Origin of the sequence: Delftia sp. WSY_12, from assembly GCF_043104645.1 — a bacterium.
Lineage (GTDB): Bacteria > Pseudomonadota > Gammaproteobacteria > Burkholderiales > Burkholderiaceae_C > Comamonas > Comamonas tsuruhatensis.
Genome location: NZ_JBICKW010000063.1, coordinates 24720 through 39856, shown reverse-complemented (window position 1 = coordinate 39856; position 15137 = coordinate 24720). Strand labels below are relative to the sequence as shown.

Genomic DNA, 15137 nt, shown 5'->3' with positions numbered 1-15137 from the left:
AAGCGGGTGACGATGCCGTCGATGAAGCGCCTGCCGCCGCCCTGGGTTTCAATTTCTATGGTGGCGTTTTTGCCCAATAGGGCCTTGGGATCGATGCTTTCGCTTTCGCTGAGCATTTCCACATCGAGGCTGAAGAGCTGGCTGATGTTTTCCTGGCCGCGCAATTCACGGAAATGCAGCTGCTCGCCCAATGGCGTGTGGATGGTGACTCGGCGTGTCATTGGTGCTCTCGCCCTGTGGGGGCGCCCTCCCGATCTTTCGATACGGAAAGATCATGGAAGAATGAGCCGCTCTATGGAAATTCCAATTTCTGCCAAAAAATAGGATTGCCAAAAGGAAAATTGCCGCTTCTCCCACTCGGATCGGGCTTGGGAAAAGCCTAGGACAAGCGGCCGGAGCAAGGGCCTTCATGATGTGCAGCCGCCACACATCGCCCCGGCTGGCCGCCCCCGGATCAGGGCGCCGCACGCCCGCGCAGCCGCTCAGGGGTTCAAAGAGTCCTTCCGATGATCTCCTTCATGATCTCGTCGCTCCCCCCGTAGATCCGCCCTATGCGCGCATCGGTCCAGGCGCGGCCGATCTGGTATTCGGTCATGTAGCCGTAGCCGCCGTGCAGTTGCAGGAATTCGTCGAGCAGGCGGTTTTGCAGCGCCGTGGCATTGAGCTTGACCATGGCGGCCCGGTCGGGCGCGAGCGCGCGGCGCAGGTGCAGGGCGATGCAGTCGTCCACGAAGACGCGCAGCATGGTGGCCTGGGCCTTGGCCTCGGCCAGCTTGAAGCGCGTGTTCTGGAAGTCGAACACCGGCTGGCCGAAGGCCTTGCGCTCGCGCGTGTAGGCAATGGTCTTGTGCAAAAAGGCCTCGATGGAGGCGGCGGCGCGCACGGCCACCACCAGGCGTTCCTGGGCCAGTTCGTGCATCAGATACCTGAAGCCCGCGTTCTCCTCGCCCAGCAGGTGGTCGGCCGGCACGCGCACGTTGTCGAAGAACAGCTCCGAGGTGTCCTGCGCCATGAGGCCGATCTTCTCGAGCTTGCGGCCCTTGGAGAAGCCGGGCATGCCGTCCTCGACCACGATCAGGGACACGCCCTTGGCACCCATCTCGGGCGCGGTCTTGGCGACGACGATGACCAGCTCCGAATTGATGCCGTTGGTGATGAAGGTCTTCTGGCCGTTGAGCACGTAGTGGTCGCCCTCGCGCCGCGCCGTGGTGCGCACGGACTTGAGGTCGCTGCCCGCGCCGGGCTCGGTCATGGCGATGGCGCCGATCAGCTCGCCTGCGGCCATGCGCGGCAGCCAGCGGTCCTTCTGCACCTTGCTGCCATAGGCATGGATGTAGGGCGCGACGATGTCCGAATGCAGCGGAAAGCCCAACCCGCTGGCGCCCGTGCGCGCGATCTCCTCCAGCAGCACGGCCGCATGGCCGAAGTCGCCGCCGCCGCCATAGGGCTCGGGCAGCATGGGGTTGAGCAGGCCTTCGCGCCCGGCCTTGCGCCAGACCTCCTTGGGCACGATGCCCTGGCGCTCCCATTCGGCATGGTGGGGGACGATCTCGCGCTCGAAGAAGCGGCGGGCCTGCTCGCGGAACTGTTCATGGTCTTCGCGGTAGACGGAGCGCTCGGTCAGGTCTTGCATGGGTCGGTATCCGGTGGTTGTCGGTGAGGAAAGACGGGGAAGGGCCGTTCAGGCGCTGCGCAGGTTGAAGCCCGCGTGGGGCTGCTCGCGCAGCCTGTCCTTGAGCACGCGGCGCAGCAGCTTGCCCGTGGGCAGGCGCGGCAGCTCGTCCACGAACTGCAGGCGCTGCGGGCGCTTGAGGCGCGACAGCGTGGCGCCGGCCTCGGCGACGATGGCGTGCGCCATCTCTGCACTGGCCGCATGGCCCTGGCGCAGCACGACCACGGCCATGGGCTGCTCGCCGAAGTCGGGCTCGGGCACGCCGACCACGGCCACCTCCTGCACGGCCGGGTGCGTGGCCAGCGCGTTCTCTATTTCCTGCGGATAGAGGTTGACGCCGCCCGACAGGATGAGGTCGGCCCGCCGGTCGCTGAGAAAGAGGTAGCCCTCCTCGTCCACATGGCCCAGGTCGCCATAGGTGGCCCAGCCGCGCTCGTCTATGGCCTCGCGGGTCTTGGCGGGGTCGTTGAGGTAGGCGAAGGGCGCCACGTCCGAGAAGAACACGCGGCCGATCTGGCCCGCAGGCAGCTCCTGCCCGTCGTCGCCCACGATGCGCAGCCGACCGTAGCTGGCGCGGCCCACGGAGCCTGGGCGCCGGCGCCATTCGGCGGAGTTGATCAGGGTGATGCCGCAGCCTTCGGAGCCTGCGTAGTACTCCAGCAGGATGTCGCCCCACCAGTCCAGCAGCGCCTGCTTGACGGCCACCGGGCAGGGCGCGGCCGCATGGATGGCGCAGCGGTGGCTGGACAGGTCATAGCCGTGCCGCACCTCCTCGGGCAGCTGCAGCAGGCGGCCCAGCATGGTCGGCACCCATTGGCTGTGGGTGATGCGGTAGCGCTCGATCATCGCCAGCGCCTGCTGTGCGTCGAAGCGCGCCGTGATCACCACCGCGCCGCCGCCGTCCAGCGTGCGCAGGCAGTAGCGCAGCGGCGCTGCGTGGTACAGCGGCGCGGGCGAGAGGTAGACCGTGTCGGCGTCAAAGCCCATGTTGCGCTGCCAGGCCAGGAATTCGGGGTCGGCCTGCGTGCGGTAGAGCGCCGCCGGCAGCGCCTTCTTGATCCCCTTGGGCCGGCCTGTGGTGCCCGAGGAGTACAGCAGGTCGCGCCCCAGCGGACGGCCTGACAGGTCGATGGGCGCGGGCGCCTGCGCACGCCAGGCGGCCAGGGCATCGGCCAGCGACGGCAGGCCCGTGGATGCGCAGTCTCCGTCCACCGAATGCACGGAGGCGGCCAGTTCGGCCGGCAGCTGCGCCGCCGTGGCGGCCGAGGCAAAGACATGGCGCGCCCCGCTGTCGCCCAGGATGTAGGCCACCTCGGGCGCCGTCAGGTGGGTGCTGATGACCACCGTGTACAGGCCCGCCAGGCGCGCGGCCAGCACCAGCTCCAGGATCTCCACGCGGTTTTCCATCAGCACGGCCACCGTGTCGCCGGCCGCCAGGCCCTGCCCCGCCATCCACTGCGCCACTTCGCGCGAGCGCTGCGCCAGCGCGCCCGCCGTGTGCTGCTGGCCGCTGTCGCCCATGGTCAGCGCAACGCGGTCGGGCCGGGCATCGGCCCAGCTGTGAAAGTCATGCACGCCTGTCTCCTTTGCTTTTTTGAATCCGCCGTCTCGAATTCATCGGGTTTCAGCAAGTATTTTTGTTTGCGCGCGGTTTTTCATCCGGGAAAACGCTTTGTTCAATGCAAATTTCGAGACTTATCATTCATTTCATGAACCTCCAGTCTCATTAAATCCGCATGAACACTCCCGTCATCGTCGATGCCATCCGCAGTCCCATGGCCCGGGCCAAGCCCGATGGCGCCCTGGCCCAACTCCACCCCGTCGATCTGCTCAGCCAGGTGCTGGAGCAGCTCGTGCAGCGCAACCGCATCGACCCCGGCGCGGTGGACGATGTGATCACCGGCTGCGTGAGCCAGGCTGGCGAGCAGGCCGGCACGCCGGGCCGCCTGGCCTGGCTGGCCGCAGGCCTGCCGGCCCATGTGCCGTCCACCACCATCGACCGCAAGTGCGGCTCCAGCCAGCAGGCCGTGCACTTTGCCGTGCAGGCCATCATGTCGGGCACGCAGGACATGGTGATCGCCTGCGGCGTGGAGTCCATGAGCCGCGTGCCCATGGGCAGCTCGCGCATGGGGCAGAACACCACGGGCGCGCGCTTCGATGCGCGCTTTGCGCCGGGGCTGGTGGGCCAGGGCGTGTCGGCCGACCTCGTGGCCGCGCGCTGGGGCCTGGGCCGCGAGGAACTGGATGCCTATGCCGCGCGATCGCACCAGCGCGCCCATGCGGCCCAGTCGGCCGGGCACTTCGAGCGCGAGATCGTGGGCATCACCACGCCTGCCGGCCTCGTCACGGCCGACGAGACCATCCGCCCGGCCACCACGGCGCAGAAGCTGGGCGCGCTCAAGGCCGTGTTCCAGAACGACGAGCTGTCGGCGCGCTTTCCGCAGATCCGCTGGCACACCACGGCGGGCAATGCCTCGCAGATGACCGACGGCGCCAGCGCCATGCTGCTGATGAGCGAGAAGCGCGCCCAGCAGCTGGGCCTGCGCCCGCGTGCGCGCTTCGTGGCGCTGGACGTGGTGGGCGACGATCCGCTGTACATGCTCACGGCCCCCATTCCCGCCACGCGGCGCGTGCTGGCCAAGGCCGGCATGCGGCTGGAGCAGATGGACCACTGCGAGATCAACGAGGCCTTCGCCTCCGTGCCGCTGGCCTGGCTGAAAGAGCTGAGGGAACTGGGCGCAGACCCCGAGCGGCTGAACCCGCGCGGCGGCGCCATCGCCCTGGGCCATCCGCTGGGGGCCTCGGGCATCCGCCTGATGACCACCATGCTGCACGCGCTGGAGGACAGCGGCGCGCGCTACGGCCTGCAATCCATGTGCGAGGCCGGCGGCATGGCCAACGCCACCATCATCGAACGCCTGTGAGCCAGGCACGGGAGACACATCCATGCAACTGCAAGAGAACATGACGGCCCTGGTGACGGGCGGCGTATCAGGCCTGGGCGAGGCATCGGCCCAGGCGCTGCTGGAGCGCGGCCTGAACGTGGTGGTGGTGGACCTGAACGAGGACCGCGGCGCGGCCATGGTGGACGCAGCCCGCCAGCGCCACGGCAGCCGCCTGCGCTTCGTGAAGGCCGACGTGGCCGACGCCGACCAGATGGCCGCCGCCATTGCCGCCGCCGAGGACTTCGGCGAGTTCCGCGCCCTGGTGCACTGCGCGGGCGTGGGCGGGCCGCTGCGGCTGGTGGAGAAGGACGGCAGCCCCGGCTCGCTGGACAAGTACACGGGCATCGTCCGCGTGAACCTGATCGGCACCTTCAACACGCTGCGCCTGGCCGCCGCCAGCATGGCGCGCAACGAGCCCGTGCAAGGCGAGCGCGGCGCCTGCGTGCTCACGGCCTCGGTGGCGGGCTACGAGGGGCAGATCGGCCAGATTCCCTATGCGTCGGCCAAGGCCGGCATCATCGGCATGACCATCGTCGCCGCGCGCGACCTGGCCACGCGCATGATCCGCGTGTGCACCATTGCGCCGGGCCTGTTCGACACGCCCATCCTGGCCAAGCTGCCCGACAACATCCGCCAGTCGCTGGCCGCCTCCGTGCCCAACCCCGCACGCCTGGGCCACCCGTCCGAGTACGCGCTGACCGCGCTGCACATTCTTGAAAATCCCATGCTCAATGGCGAGACGATTCGCCTGGACGGTGCCATTCGGATGAGTCCTCGCTGAGAAGCGCCCCGGCCCAGCACACGCGCGGAGAAGAAACACCATGTTCAAACGCCTCACGCTGGCCGCTGCCGCCTGGCTGTGCGCCACGGCCGCCATTGCAGCCGACGCCTGGCCCACGCGGCCCATCACCCTGGTCGTGCCGGGCGCGGCCGGGGGCTCCACCGACATTCCCGCGCGGCTGCTGGCGCTCAAGCTGGGCGAGCGGCTGGGCCAGCCCGTCATCGTGGACAACAGGCCGGGCGCGGGCGGCTCCATCGGTGCCAGCCAGGTGGCACGCGCGCAGCCGGACGGCTATACGGTGCTGGTGGGCAACACGGGCTCCAACGCCATCAACTACACGGCCTACAAGAAGCTGCCCTACAGGCCCGAGGACTTCGTGGCGCTGACGGACATGATCTCGTTCTCCAACGTGCTGGTCGTGCCCCAGGCATCGCCGGTGCGCTCGCTGGACGATCTGCTCAAGGCCGCGCGGCAGGCGCCGGGCAAGCTGTCGTTCTCTTCGGCCGGCGTGGGCCAGACCACGCACCTCATGGGCGAGCTGCTGCGCGAGCGCACGGGCGTGGACGTGGTGCATGTGCCCTACCGCGGCTCGGCACCGGCCACGGCGGCCATCGTCTCGGGAGAGACGCAGTTCATGTTCGACAACCTCACGGCATCGCTGGTGCATATCAAGGCGGGCAAGCTGCATCCCATCGCCGTGACGGGCGCGCAGCGCGAGCCCGAGCTGCCCAACGTGCCCACCACCACCGAACTGGGCCTGCAGGACTTCGACAAGGTCGGCTGGATGGGTTTCTTCCTGCCCGCGCAGACGCCGCCCGCCGTGGTGCGCAAGCTCACCGACGGCCTGGTCGCCGTGCTCCGGGACCCCGAGGTGACGCGCCGCTACCGCGAGCTCGGCGGCCGCCCGGGCGGCATGCCGCAGGCGCAGTTCACCCAGCTGGTGGACAACGACCGCAAGAGCTGGGGCGCGCTGATCACCAGCCGCCAACTGCAACTCGACTGAACCGATTTCGACGGAGACGCCATGAAGGTGCTGGACAGCGTGCGCGTGCTGGAGATTGGCGGCATCGGCCCGGGGCCGTTCTGCGCCATGCATCTGGCGGACCTGGGAGCCGATGTGGTGTCCATCGTGCGGCCCGAGGCGGAACCCGCCGCCACCTCAGCCGCCTCGGCGCTGTCGCGCGGCAAGCGCTCGGTGTTCGCCGATCTCAAGTCACCCGAAGGGCGTGACCTGGTGCTGGCCCTGGTGCGCGATGCCGATGCGCTGATCGAGGGCATGCGGCCCGGCGCCATGGAGCGCCTGGGCCTGGGACCCGAGGCCTGCCAGGCCCTCAACCCGCGCCTGGTCTATGGCCGCATGACGGGCTGGGGCCAGGACGGACCGCTGGCCCAGGCAGCCGGCCACGACAACAACTATGCGGCCGTCTCGGGCGCGCTGTGGGGGTGCGCGCCGGCCGATGCCCGGCCGGTCTCGCCGTTTGCCACGCTGGGCGACATCGGCGGCGGCGCCATGTACCTGATGACGGGGCTGCTGGCCGGCATCGTGCAGGCGCGCGCCACGGGGCGCGGCACGGTGGTGGACGCGGCCATCGTCGATGGTGCGGCGCACATGCTCAACCTCATGCTGCACGCGCGCCAGCGCGGGCTGGTGGCCGACGAGCGCGGCCACAGCATCCACGACAGTGCACCGTTCTACGAAACCTATGCCTGTGCCGATGGCGGCTTCATCACCGTGGGAGCCATCGAGCCGCAGTTCCACGCCCTGCTGCTGGCCAGGCTGGGCCTGGCCGGTGCCGCAGCGTTCCAGGGCCCCCAGTGGGACCGCGCCGCCTGGCCCGCGCGGCGCGCGCAGCTGCAGACGCTGTTCGCCTCCCGGCCCCGCGCGTACTGGCAGCAATTGATGGAGGGCACCGATGCCTGCTTCGGCGCCGTGCTCAGCCCTGTGGAAGCCGCCAGCCACCCGCACCTGCAGGCGCGTGGCGTCTATCTGCAGCCCGAAGGCGGCGCCCTGCAGGCCAGCCCCGCGCCGCGCTTTGACGGCCAGGCCTATGCGCCGGGTCCTGCAAATGCTGCAGGCTCAGACACCGCCAGCGTGCGGGAGAAGGTGAGCGCAGGCCGCGCGCAGGAAGTCTGGCGCAGCGCCCGCTGATTCACGAGAGGCTGGAGGCGCCCAGCATGCCTTCGACCAGGCGCACCAGCGTGATCAGGCGCGGCCCGGCATCGCTTTCCAGCGCGCGGCTTTGCGGGCTGTAGATGGGCAGGGAGACCGAGAACACCCAGTACTCGCCGTCCTGGGCCGTGGACATGGGCACGGCAATGGACTGGATCTCGCGGTGCAGGTCGCCGTGGCTGCGGCAAAAGCCGTGCTCGGCCAGGTCGCGCCGCGCATCGTCGAGCCGCTCGCGCAGTTGCTGGGCGCGTGCGGGATCGTCGGCCTGCAGTTCCGCGATGAAGGCCTCGCGCTCGGCCTCGGGCAGGCTCAGCAGGTAGGCGCGGCCCGTGGCGGTGCGCGACAGCGAGATGTGCACGCCGATCTCGGGCAGGAAGACCTTGTTGGTCAGGCCGTTGGCCAGCTCCACCAGGCACAGCTGGCGGCCGTGGCCCACGGCCAGCTGGATCTGGCCCTCCAGGTGATTGGCCAGCTCCTGCATGTGCGGCCGCGCGAACTGGCGCATGTGCATGCGCGCCAGCACGGGCGAGGACAGGTTCAGCAGCCCCACGCCCGGCACGTACTTGGACAGGCGCTCGGAGTAGCGCATCAGGTTCAGTTCGCACAGGGTGTCGATCAGGCGGAACAGCGTGGGCTTGGGCAGGCCCGTCATGTCCATCAGTTCACGGGCGCTGAGTTCCTGGTGCTTGTTGGAAAAGCACTGCAGTACGGAGATGCCGCGCACCAGGGCGGCCACCAGCTTGCCACTGTCTTCGGAATTCATGGATTGATGAGGGCTGAAAAGATGAAACGATTGTCTCAATTTTCAGGGTGCCGCCGCACAGATTTCCAGGGCCATGCGCAGTGCAAACCCGTAAACAGGCCTTGCCCCGCGCAACGGACATGACACGGCACAATCGGTCCATGCTTGGCGCCCTGCGCCTCCCACCAGAAAAGCCTGCCGTGTCCGAACCGTTTGCCGCCGTCCCGCCTTCCGAATCGCCAGACTACGACGCCTTCCTGCGCGCCCATGTGCTGAGCCAGCCTTTGAGCATCCAGCGCTATGACCGCGGCGACGAAACCATCTGGGTCAAGCGCGCGGGCGCCAGCAACCCGGCATGGCGCTATCGCGCGCTGGCCCTGCTCGCCTTGTGCCTGCGCCTGCCCGTGCTGCGGCCCGTGCCCAATCCCGGCGGACACGAAGCCATCCGCACCGAGGTGCGCCGCCTGCGCCAGCTCGCGCAGCGCGGCCTGCGCGTGCCTGCCGTGCTGGCCGAGTGCGAGGACGGCTTTGCCATGCGCCACCTGGGCAGCCCCGGCGTGGAGGCGCCCTCGCTGGGCAATGCCATGGAAGCCGCCCTGCCCCGGGGGGATGGCAGCACGCTGGCGCTGTGGCTGCAGGGCCTGCAGACCCTGCAGCAGGTGCATGGCAGCGGCGACTGCCTGAGCCAGGCCTTTGCGCGCAACATGGTCTGCTGTGCCGATGGCGTGATCGGCTTCATCGACTTCGAGGACGACCCCGCCGCCCACCTGCCCCTGGCGCTGTGCCGCGTGCGCGATGCCCTGTGCTACGCCCACTCCACGGCCTGGATACTGGAGCAGGCCGGCGCCATGCCGGCCGCGCGCACGGCCTGGCGGGACTTCGTGCAGTCCATGGAGCCCGAGACCCGCGCCCTGATGGCGCGCACCGTGAAACAGCTGGCCTGGGTGCGCCGCCTGCCTGAGAGCCGCCGCCTGGGCCGCGACATGCAGCGCGTGCGCATGGCCTACACGCTGGTGACGCCGTAGCGGCAGCGGGCTGCACGCCTCAACCGGGCCTCAGCCGGGCCTCACCGGGCAGATGGCCCAGCGAGGCGCTGACGCGCGCCGCTTCGGCGCGCAGGGCCCGGGCCACAGCGCCCTGCGGGTCCGGGTCGAAGCCGCCGCTGGCGCCCAGCGCGCACAGCACGCCCACCACATGGCCCGTGTAGTCGTGCAGCGGCGCCGCCACGGCGCTGATGCCCGGCAGGTTGACGTCGCGCACCGAGGCGCAGCCCGCAGCGCGGATCTCGCGGCGCAGCGTGCCCAGCGGGTCCGCGCCATCGAGCAGCGCGCGCCGCGCGGCCGGCGCCTCGGCCAGCTCCCGGGCCAGCAGCGCATCCACGCGGGCATCGTCGTCCATGAAGGCGAAGAAGGCGCGCCCCGTGGCCGACCACAGCAGCGACATCACCGAGCCCACGCGCACATTGACGGTGACCGGCAGGCCCGGCTCCTCGAAGCGCACGATGGTCGGCCCCAGGTTGCCCATCACGGCCACGAAGCTGGTGACCTGCAAGGCCTCGCGCAGGTGCAGCAGGGCCGGCTCGGCCAGGCGGATGGGGTCGGACTGCCGCATGGCGGCCAGGCCCACGCGCATGGCCTCGGCCGCCAGCGCGTACTGCGTACCGCCACGGTCCTGCTCCACCAGCCCCTCGGCCATCAGGCTGGCCAGGTAGCGGTGGACCTTGGCCGGGCTTTCCTCCACCGCGCCCGCGATGGCCGTGAGGCTGGCGCGTCCGCCCAGCGTGGCCAGGGCCTTGAGCACGGCCAGGCAGGTCTCGGCGGCCTGCACGCGCTGGCGCCTTTCGCGCGGCGGCGCGGGCTCGTCAATCTCGGAGGCAACAGTGGAAGTCATGGCGGCAGGGCGGGGCTGGAAAGGCCTGTTTTAAGGGCTGGCGGGGCATTGTGCCGCAGCTTGCGGGTAATCCCTGGCGGCATTTTTACGCAATGCGTAGAAAAATTACGCAAAACAAGATTCCATGGATTCCACCCAGGCCTCACCGGAGACAAGCCCCATGCACAAGCGCCTTTTCCTCACCACACTGGCCGCAGGCCTGCTATCGGCCACCGCCCTGCCCGGCGCGCTGGCCCAGGACGGATTCCCCAGCAGGAACGTGCGCTGGATCGTTCCCTACGCGGCCGGCGGCGGCTCGGACTTCCTGGCCCGCACCATAGGCCAGGCCTGGGGCGGCCAGGTGCACCAGCCCATCGTGGTGGACAACCGCCCGGGCGGCAACACGGCCATAGGTGCCTCGGAAACCGCGCGTGCCGCCGCCGATGGCTACACCGTGCTGTCGGCCGACAACGGCACCCTGGTCTTCAATCCCGTGCTCTACAAGAGCCTCAGCTACAACCCCGCCAGGGACCTTGCGCCGGTCACGCTGATGGGCCGCTTCCCGATGATCCTGGTAGCCGGCCCCGGCATGGCAGCGGCCACGGCCAAAGACTTCCTGGCCCAGGCGCGCACCAGCAAGGACGGCGTGAACTACGCCTCCGCCGGCGCCGGCAGCCCGCACCACCTGGCCATGGAACTGCTCAGGGTGGAGGCCGGCCTGAAGCTGGTGCACGCTCCCTACAAGGGCGCGGCACCGGCCCTGGGCGACGTGGCTGGCGGCCAGGTGCCCGTGATGATGGTGGACCTGGCCGCGGGCGCAGGCTTCATCAAGGGCGGCAAGGTCCGCCCGCTGGCCGTGGCCAACGGCACGCGCCTGCCCCAGTTGCCCGACGTGCCCACCTTCGCCGAGCTGGGCCTGCCCAAGGTGCAGGCCGCCGCCCTGGTGGGACTGGTGGCGCCCGCCAGGACCCCGGCCCCGGTCATCGCGGCCCTGCACAGGCAGGTCGTGGCCGCGATCAACGAGCCCGCCGTGCGCCAGAAGCTCGTGGATTTCGGCGTGGAGCCCGTGGGCAACACGCCCGAGCAGTTCGCCGCGCTGCTGGCCAGCGAAAGCACGCGCTGGCACCAGCTGATCCGCGACCAGAACATCACTTTGGATTGACCCTCCGCGCCTGCCTGCCTGCCTGCGAACAACCAGCCATGACTGCCTCCGCCGCCCCCGACACCGCCCCGTCCGCCTTTGCGTCCGCTTTTGCGTCCGGCTCTGCGCCCGCCTCCGCGCGCTGCCCCTTCGACCACCGCCAGCCCAGCGGCCAGACCGGCCCCACGGGCTGCCCCGTCAGCGCGGGTGCCGCGGCCTTCGACCCGTTCAGCGACGGCTACCAGCAGGACCCGCCCGAATATGTGCGCTGGGCGCGCGAGCAGGAGCCGGTGTTCTACAGCCCGCAACTGGGCTACTGGGTGGTCACGCGCTTCGACGACATCAAGGCGGTGTTCCGCGACAACATCGCCTTCAGTCCCTCGATCGCGCTGGAGAAGATCACGCCCACGGGCGAGGAGGCCAATGCCGTGCTGGCCTCCTACGGCTTCGCGCTGAACCGCACCCTGGTCAACGAGGACGAGCCCGCGCACATGCCGCGCCGCCGCGCGCTGATGGACCCGTTCACGCCCGAGGAGCTGCGCCACCACGAGCCCATGGTGCGCGAGCTGGCGCGCGCCTATGTGGACCGCTTCATCGACGACGGCCGCGCCGACCTTGTGGACCAGATGCTGTGGGAGGTGCCGCTGACCGTGGCCCTGCACTTCCTCGGCGTGCCCGAGGAGGACATGGACAGGCTGCGCGAGTATTCCATCGCCCACACCGTCAACACCTGGGGCCGACCCCGGCCCGAGCAGCAGGTGGCCGTGGCCCATGCGGTGGGCAACTTCTGGCAGCTGGCCGGCAAGGTGCTGGCCAAGATGCGCGAGAACCCCGATGCGCCGGGCTGGATGCAATACGGCATACGCAAGCAAAAGGAGCTTCCCGAGGTCGTCACCGACTCCTACCTGCACTCCATGATGATGGCCGGCATCGTGGCCGCGCACGAGACCACGGCCAATGCCACGGCCAACGCCGTCAAGCTGCTGCTGCAGCATCCCGGCGCCTGGAAGCAGATCTGCGAGAACCCCGCGCTGATCCCCAATGCCGTGGAGGAATGCCTGCGCCACAACGGCTCGGTGGCCGCCTGGCGGCGCCTGGCCACGCGCGACGTGGTGATCGGCGGCGTGGCCGTGCCGGCGGGCTCGAAGCTGCTCATCGTGACCTCGTCGGCCAACCACGACGAGCGGCATTTCGCCGATGCCGACTTCTTCGACATCCACCGCGACAACGCCGGCGACCACCTGACCTTCGGCTATGGCTCGCACCAGTGCATGGGCAAGAACCTGGCGCGCATGGAGATGCAGATCTTCCTGGAGGAGTTCACGCGCCGCCTGCCCCACATGCGGCTGGCCGAGCAGCGGTTCACCTACGTGCCCAACACCTCGTTCCGGGGCCCCGAGCACCTGTGGGTGGAGTGGGACCCGGCCCTCAACCCCGAGCGCGCCCGTCCCGCCCTGCTGCAGGCGCGCCAGCCCGTGCGCATCGGCGAAGCCCTGCAGGGCGGCGCCAGCCGGCCCATGGTCGTGGCCGAGGCCGAGGCTGCCGCCGAAGGCGTGCTGCGCCTGCGCCTGAAGGCCGCCGATGGACACGCCCTGCCGCGCTGGACGCCGGGCTCGCACATCGACCTGCAATGCGGCGACACGGGCCTGTCGCGCCAGTACTCGCTGTGCGGCGACCCGCAGGACACCGGCAGCTACGAGATTGCCGTGCTGCGCGAGGCCAACGGCCGTGGCGGCTCGGCCTGGGTGCATGAGCATCTGCACCGCGGCGCCACCGTACAGGTGCGGGGCCCGCGCAACCATTTCCCGCTGGACGAAGGCGCCAGCCACCTGATCCTGGTGGCCGGCGGCATCGGCATCACGCCCATCTCGGCCATGGCACGGCGCGCCAGGGCGCTGGGCCTGTCCTATGAAATCCACTACAGCGGCCGGCGCCGCGCGGGCATGGCGCTGCTGGCGCCGCTGCAGGCCGAGCATGGCGCCCGGCTGCACCTGTACGTGGCGGAGGAAGGCCGGCGCGCCGACTACGCCGCCCTGCTGGCCACGCCGCGCGCCGGAGCCCGCATCCATGCCTGCGGACCGGCGCGCCTGCTGCACGGCCTGGAGGCCGCCAGCCGCCACTGGCCCGAGGACAGCCTGCGCGTGGAGCATTTCGTCTCCACCGTGGGGGCGCTGGACCCTGCCAGGGAGCAGGGCTTCGAGGTGGAACTGCGCGCCTCGGGCCTTGTGCTGCAGGTGCGCAACGACCAGACGCTGCTGGACGCCCTGCGCAGCGCGAAGATCGAAGTGCAAAGCGACTGCCGGGAAGGGCTGTGCGGGTCCTGCGAAGTGCCCGTGCTCGAAGGCGAGGTGGACCACCGAGACATGGTGCTCACGCGCGGCGAGCGCGCGGCCTGCACCAAGATGATGAGCTGCTGCTCGCGCGCCAGGAGCGGCAGGCTGGTGCTGGGCCTGTAGCCAGGACTCCGCTGCCCTGTGCCCGCAAGCCCGGCGCCCAGAAACACAAAAGCCCCAAGGCCATCATCGGCAATGGGGCGATCGCATCGGTTGGCGCGCCTCGGGGCGCACCTGCCTCCAACCGGATTACTGGTTGGCGATTTCGAGCTCGGCGTTGCGGGCTTGCTGGATGAAATCGATCAGGGAATAGATTGCTTGGCGCATGGTGAACTTCCTTACTGAGACGCTCAACAATCACTGGCGGCATGCATCTCAAGTGCCGCGAATGCCGGGAAAACCCTCTAAGCGTTTACCCTAGGTCTAAGTATAAACCACTAGATCCGCCCGTGCAAAGGCACAGTTGTAAGCGCACGTCAAGATTCCGCAGAGGTGCCCAACTGCGTCCCAATGTCAGGCATGGGATGATTCAGGCTTATGACCGCGCCTTCCGTTTCCCTCGCACCCTGGCACATAGAGCCGCTGAACCCGGCCGAGGCGCCGTGGCCGCTGCTGCTGTCGGCGGACCCGTCGCGGGAAAAGGTGCGCGGCTATCTGGCGGGCTCCACCTGTTTTGCCGCGCGCGAGTCCTTCCAGCGCGAAGGCCAGCCGCCGCGTCCCGGCGGGCGCGGCGAAGTATTGGGCATGTGCGTGCTGGTGCCGCTGCGCGCCAGCGGCGACGAGGCCTCAGGCCCACCCGCCTGGGAGCTGATGAACATCGCGGTCGCGGAATCGCTGCACCACCGGGGCCTGGGCACCGCCCTGCTGCGCCAGGCCATCGCCTGGGCGCGCTCGCAAGGTGCTCCCCGCATCGAGGTCGGCACCGGCAGCTTCGGCGACCAGCTGGTCTTCTACCAGCGCGCGGGTTTTCGCGTGACGGGAATCGTGCGTGACTTCTTTCTGAAGCACTACACCACCCAGCTGTGGGAGCGCGGCGTGCAGCACCGCGACATGCTGCGCCTGACGCTGGAGCTGGGCACGGGCCGCTGAACGGCCGCCCCGCTCAGTCCGAAGACATCTTCATCAGCACCAGGCCCGAGACGATGAGCACGGCCGCGCCGATGCGCATGGCGCTGACCTGCTCGCCCAGGACCGTGATGCCGACCAGGAAGGCGCCCACGGCGCCGATGCCGGTCCAGATCGTGTAGGCCGTGCCCAGCGGCAGGCTGCGCATGGCCACGGCCAGCAGGCCGAAGCTGGCGATCATGGTGACGATGGTGATGGCGCTGGGCACCAGCCGCGTGAAGCCGTGCGATTGCTTCATCGAGAACGCCCAGACCACTTCGAGCAGCCCCGCCACCAACAGATAGACCCATGCCATGGAAAACTCCTTGTGAAGCCGGGTCGTCCCGGCGCATGCATGTCCCGATGTGGGGGAGGCCGTC

Annotated in this window: 14 protein-coding genes; 8 read left to right on the top strand and 6 right to left on the bottom strand. The window is 69.5% G+C overall.

Annotated elements, in window-relative coordinates; all coding sequences use genetic code 11:
- The 3 genes from ACF8LI_RS28285 to ACF8LI_RS28275 all read right to left on the bottom strand — a co-directional run.
- Window positions 1-221, bottom strand: a 221-nt coding sequence (locus ACF8LI_RS28285; RefSeq protein WP_373770051.1) for a contractile injection system protein, VgrG/Pvc8 family, incomplete at its 3' end; no start/stop codon positions are given.
- Between the two features lie 269 nt (window positions 222-490).
- Window positions 491-1633, bottom strand: a complete 1143-nt coding sequence (locus tag ACF8LI_RS28280) for an acyl-CoA dehydrogenase family protein (protein ID WP_016450523.1) — start codon at window positions 1631-1633, stop codon at window positions 491-493.
- Window positions 1634-1681: 48 nt separating this feature from the next.
- Window positions 1682-3247, bottom strand: a complete 1566-nt coding sequence (locus tag ACF8LI_RS28275) for an AMP-binding protein (RefSeq protein WP_047327982.1) — start codon at window positions 3245-3247, stop codon at window positions 1682-1684.
- Window positions 3248-3408: 161 nt separating this feature from the next.
- Between ACF8LI_RS28275 and ACF8LI_RS28270 the strand changes: the two genes are divergently transcribed.
- The 4 genes from ACF8LI_RS28270 to ACF8LI_RS28255 are packed head-to-tail and all read left to right on the top strand — an operon-like array spanning window position 3409 to window position 7547.
- Window positions 3409-4596 carry a thiolase family protein gene (locus tag ACF8LI_RS28270; RefSeq protein WP_203400168.1) on the top strand — a complete coding sequence of 396 codons (1188 nt, stop codon included), beginning with the start codon at window positions 3409-3411 and terminating at the stop codon, window positions 4594-4596.
- Between the two features lie 22 nt (window positions 4597-4618).
- On the top strand, window positions 4619-5398 hold the full coding sequence (locus tag ACF8LI_RS28265; RefSeq protein WP_046988290.1) for an SDR family NAD(P)-dependent oxidoreductase: 780 nt from the start codon (window positions 4619-4621) through the stop codon (window positions 5396-5398).
- A gap of 40 nt (window positions 5399-5438) precedes the next feature.
- On the top strand, window positions 5439-6401 hold the full coding sequence (locus tag ACF8LI_RS28260; RefSeq protein ID WP_392414677.1) for a Bug family tripartite tricarboxylate transporter substrate binding protein: 963 nt from the start codon (window positions 5439-5441) through the stop codon (window positions 6399-6401).
- A gap of 21 nt (window positions 6402-6422) precedes the next feature.
- Entirely contained in the window at window positions 6423-7547 is a 1125-nt protein-coding gene (locus ACF8LI_RS28255) for a CaiB/BaiF CoA-transferase family protein (protein ID WP_160854232.1), read from the top strand.
- A 1-nt stretch (window position 7548) separates the two neighbouring features.
- Here the strand turns inward: ACF8LI_RS28255 and ACF8LI_RS28250 are convergent, their stop codons facing one another.
- The gene (locus ACF8LI_RS28250; protein ID WP_016450517.1) at window positions 7549-8331 is read right to left on the bottom strand and encodes an IclR family transcriptional regulator; all 783 of its coding nucleotides are present in this window, start codon (window positions 8329-8331) and stop codon (window positions 7549-7551) included.
- 140 nt (window positions 8332-8471) lie between these two features.
- Between ACF8LI_RS28250 and ACF8LI_RS28245 the strand changes: the two genes are divergently transcribed.
- Window positions 8472-9335, top strand: coding sequence for a hypothetical protein (locus ACF8LI_RS28245; protein ID WP_133073146.1), 864 nt, complete (start codon window positions 8472-8474; stop codon window positions 9333-9335).
- A gap of 19 nt (window positions 9336-9354) precedes the next feature.
- Here the strand turns inward: ACF8LI_RS28245 and ACF8LI_RS28240 are convergent, their stop codons facing one another.
- The gene (locus ACF8LI_RS28240) at window positions 9355-10200 is read right to left on the bottom strand and encodes an IclR family transcriptional regulator (protein WP_047327977.1); all 846 of its coding nucleotides are present in this window, start codon (window positions 10198-10200) and stop codon (window positions 9355-9357) included.
- A gap of 160 nt (window positions 10201-10360) precedes the next feature.
- Here ACF8LI_RS28240 and ACF8LI_RS28235 point away from each other — a divergent pair, with 160 nt between their 5' ends.
- From ACF8LI_RS28235 to ACF8LI_RS28225, 3 genes are all read left to right on the top strand, one after another.
- Complete coding sequence (locus ACF8LI_RS28235) at window positions 10361-11341, top strand: Bug family tripartite tricarboxylate transporter substrate binding protein (protein WP_392414676.1); 981 nt, start codon at window positions 10361-10363, stop codon at window positions 11339-11341.
- A 38-nt stretch (window positions 11342-11379) separates the two neighbouring features.
- Window positions 11380-13776, top strand: coding sequence for a cytochrome P450/oxidoreductase (locus tag ACF8LI_RS28230; RefSeq protein WP_392414675.1), 2397 nt, complete (start codon window positions 11380-11382; stop codon window positions 13774-13776).
- A 414-nt stretch (window positions 13777-14190) separates the two neighbouring features.
- Complete coding sequence (locus ACF8LI_RS28225) at window positions 14191-14742, top strand: N-acetyltransferase (protein ID WP_017406990.1); 552 nt, start codon at window positions 14191-14193, stop codon at window positions 14740-14742.
- 13 nt (window positions 14743-14755) lie between these two features.
- Here ACF8LI_RS28225 and sugE read toward each other — a convergent pair whose 3' ends face one another.
- Window positions 14756-15073 (bottom strand): quaternary ammonium compound efflux SMR transporter SugE, encoded by a 318-nt coding sequence (gene sugE / locus ACF8LI_RS28220; RefSeq protein WP_013804742.1) that lies wholly within the window; start codon window positions 15071-15073, stop codon window positions 14756-14758.
- Window positions 15074-15137: the final 64 nt, after the last annotated feature.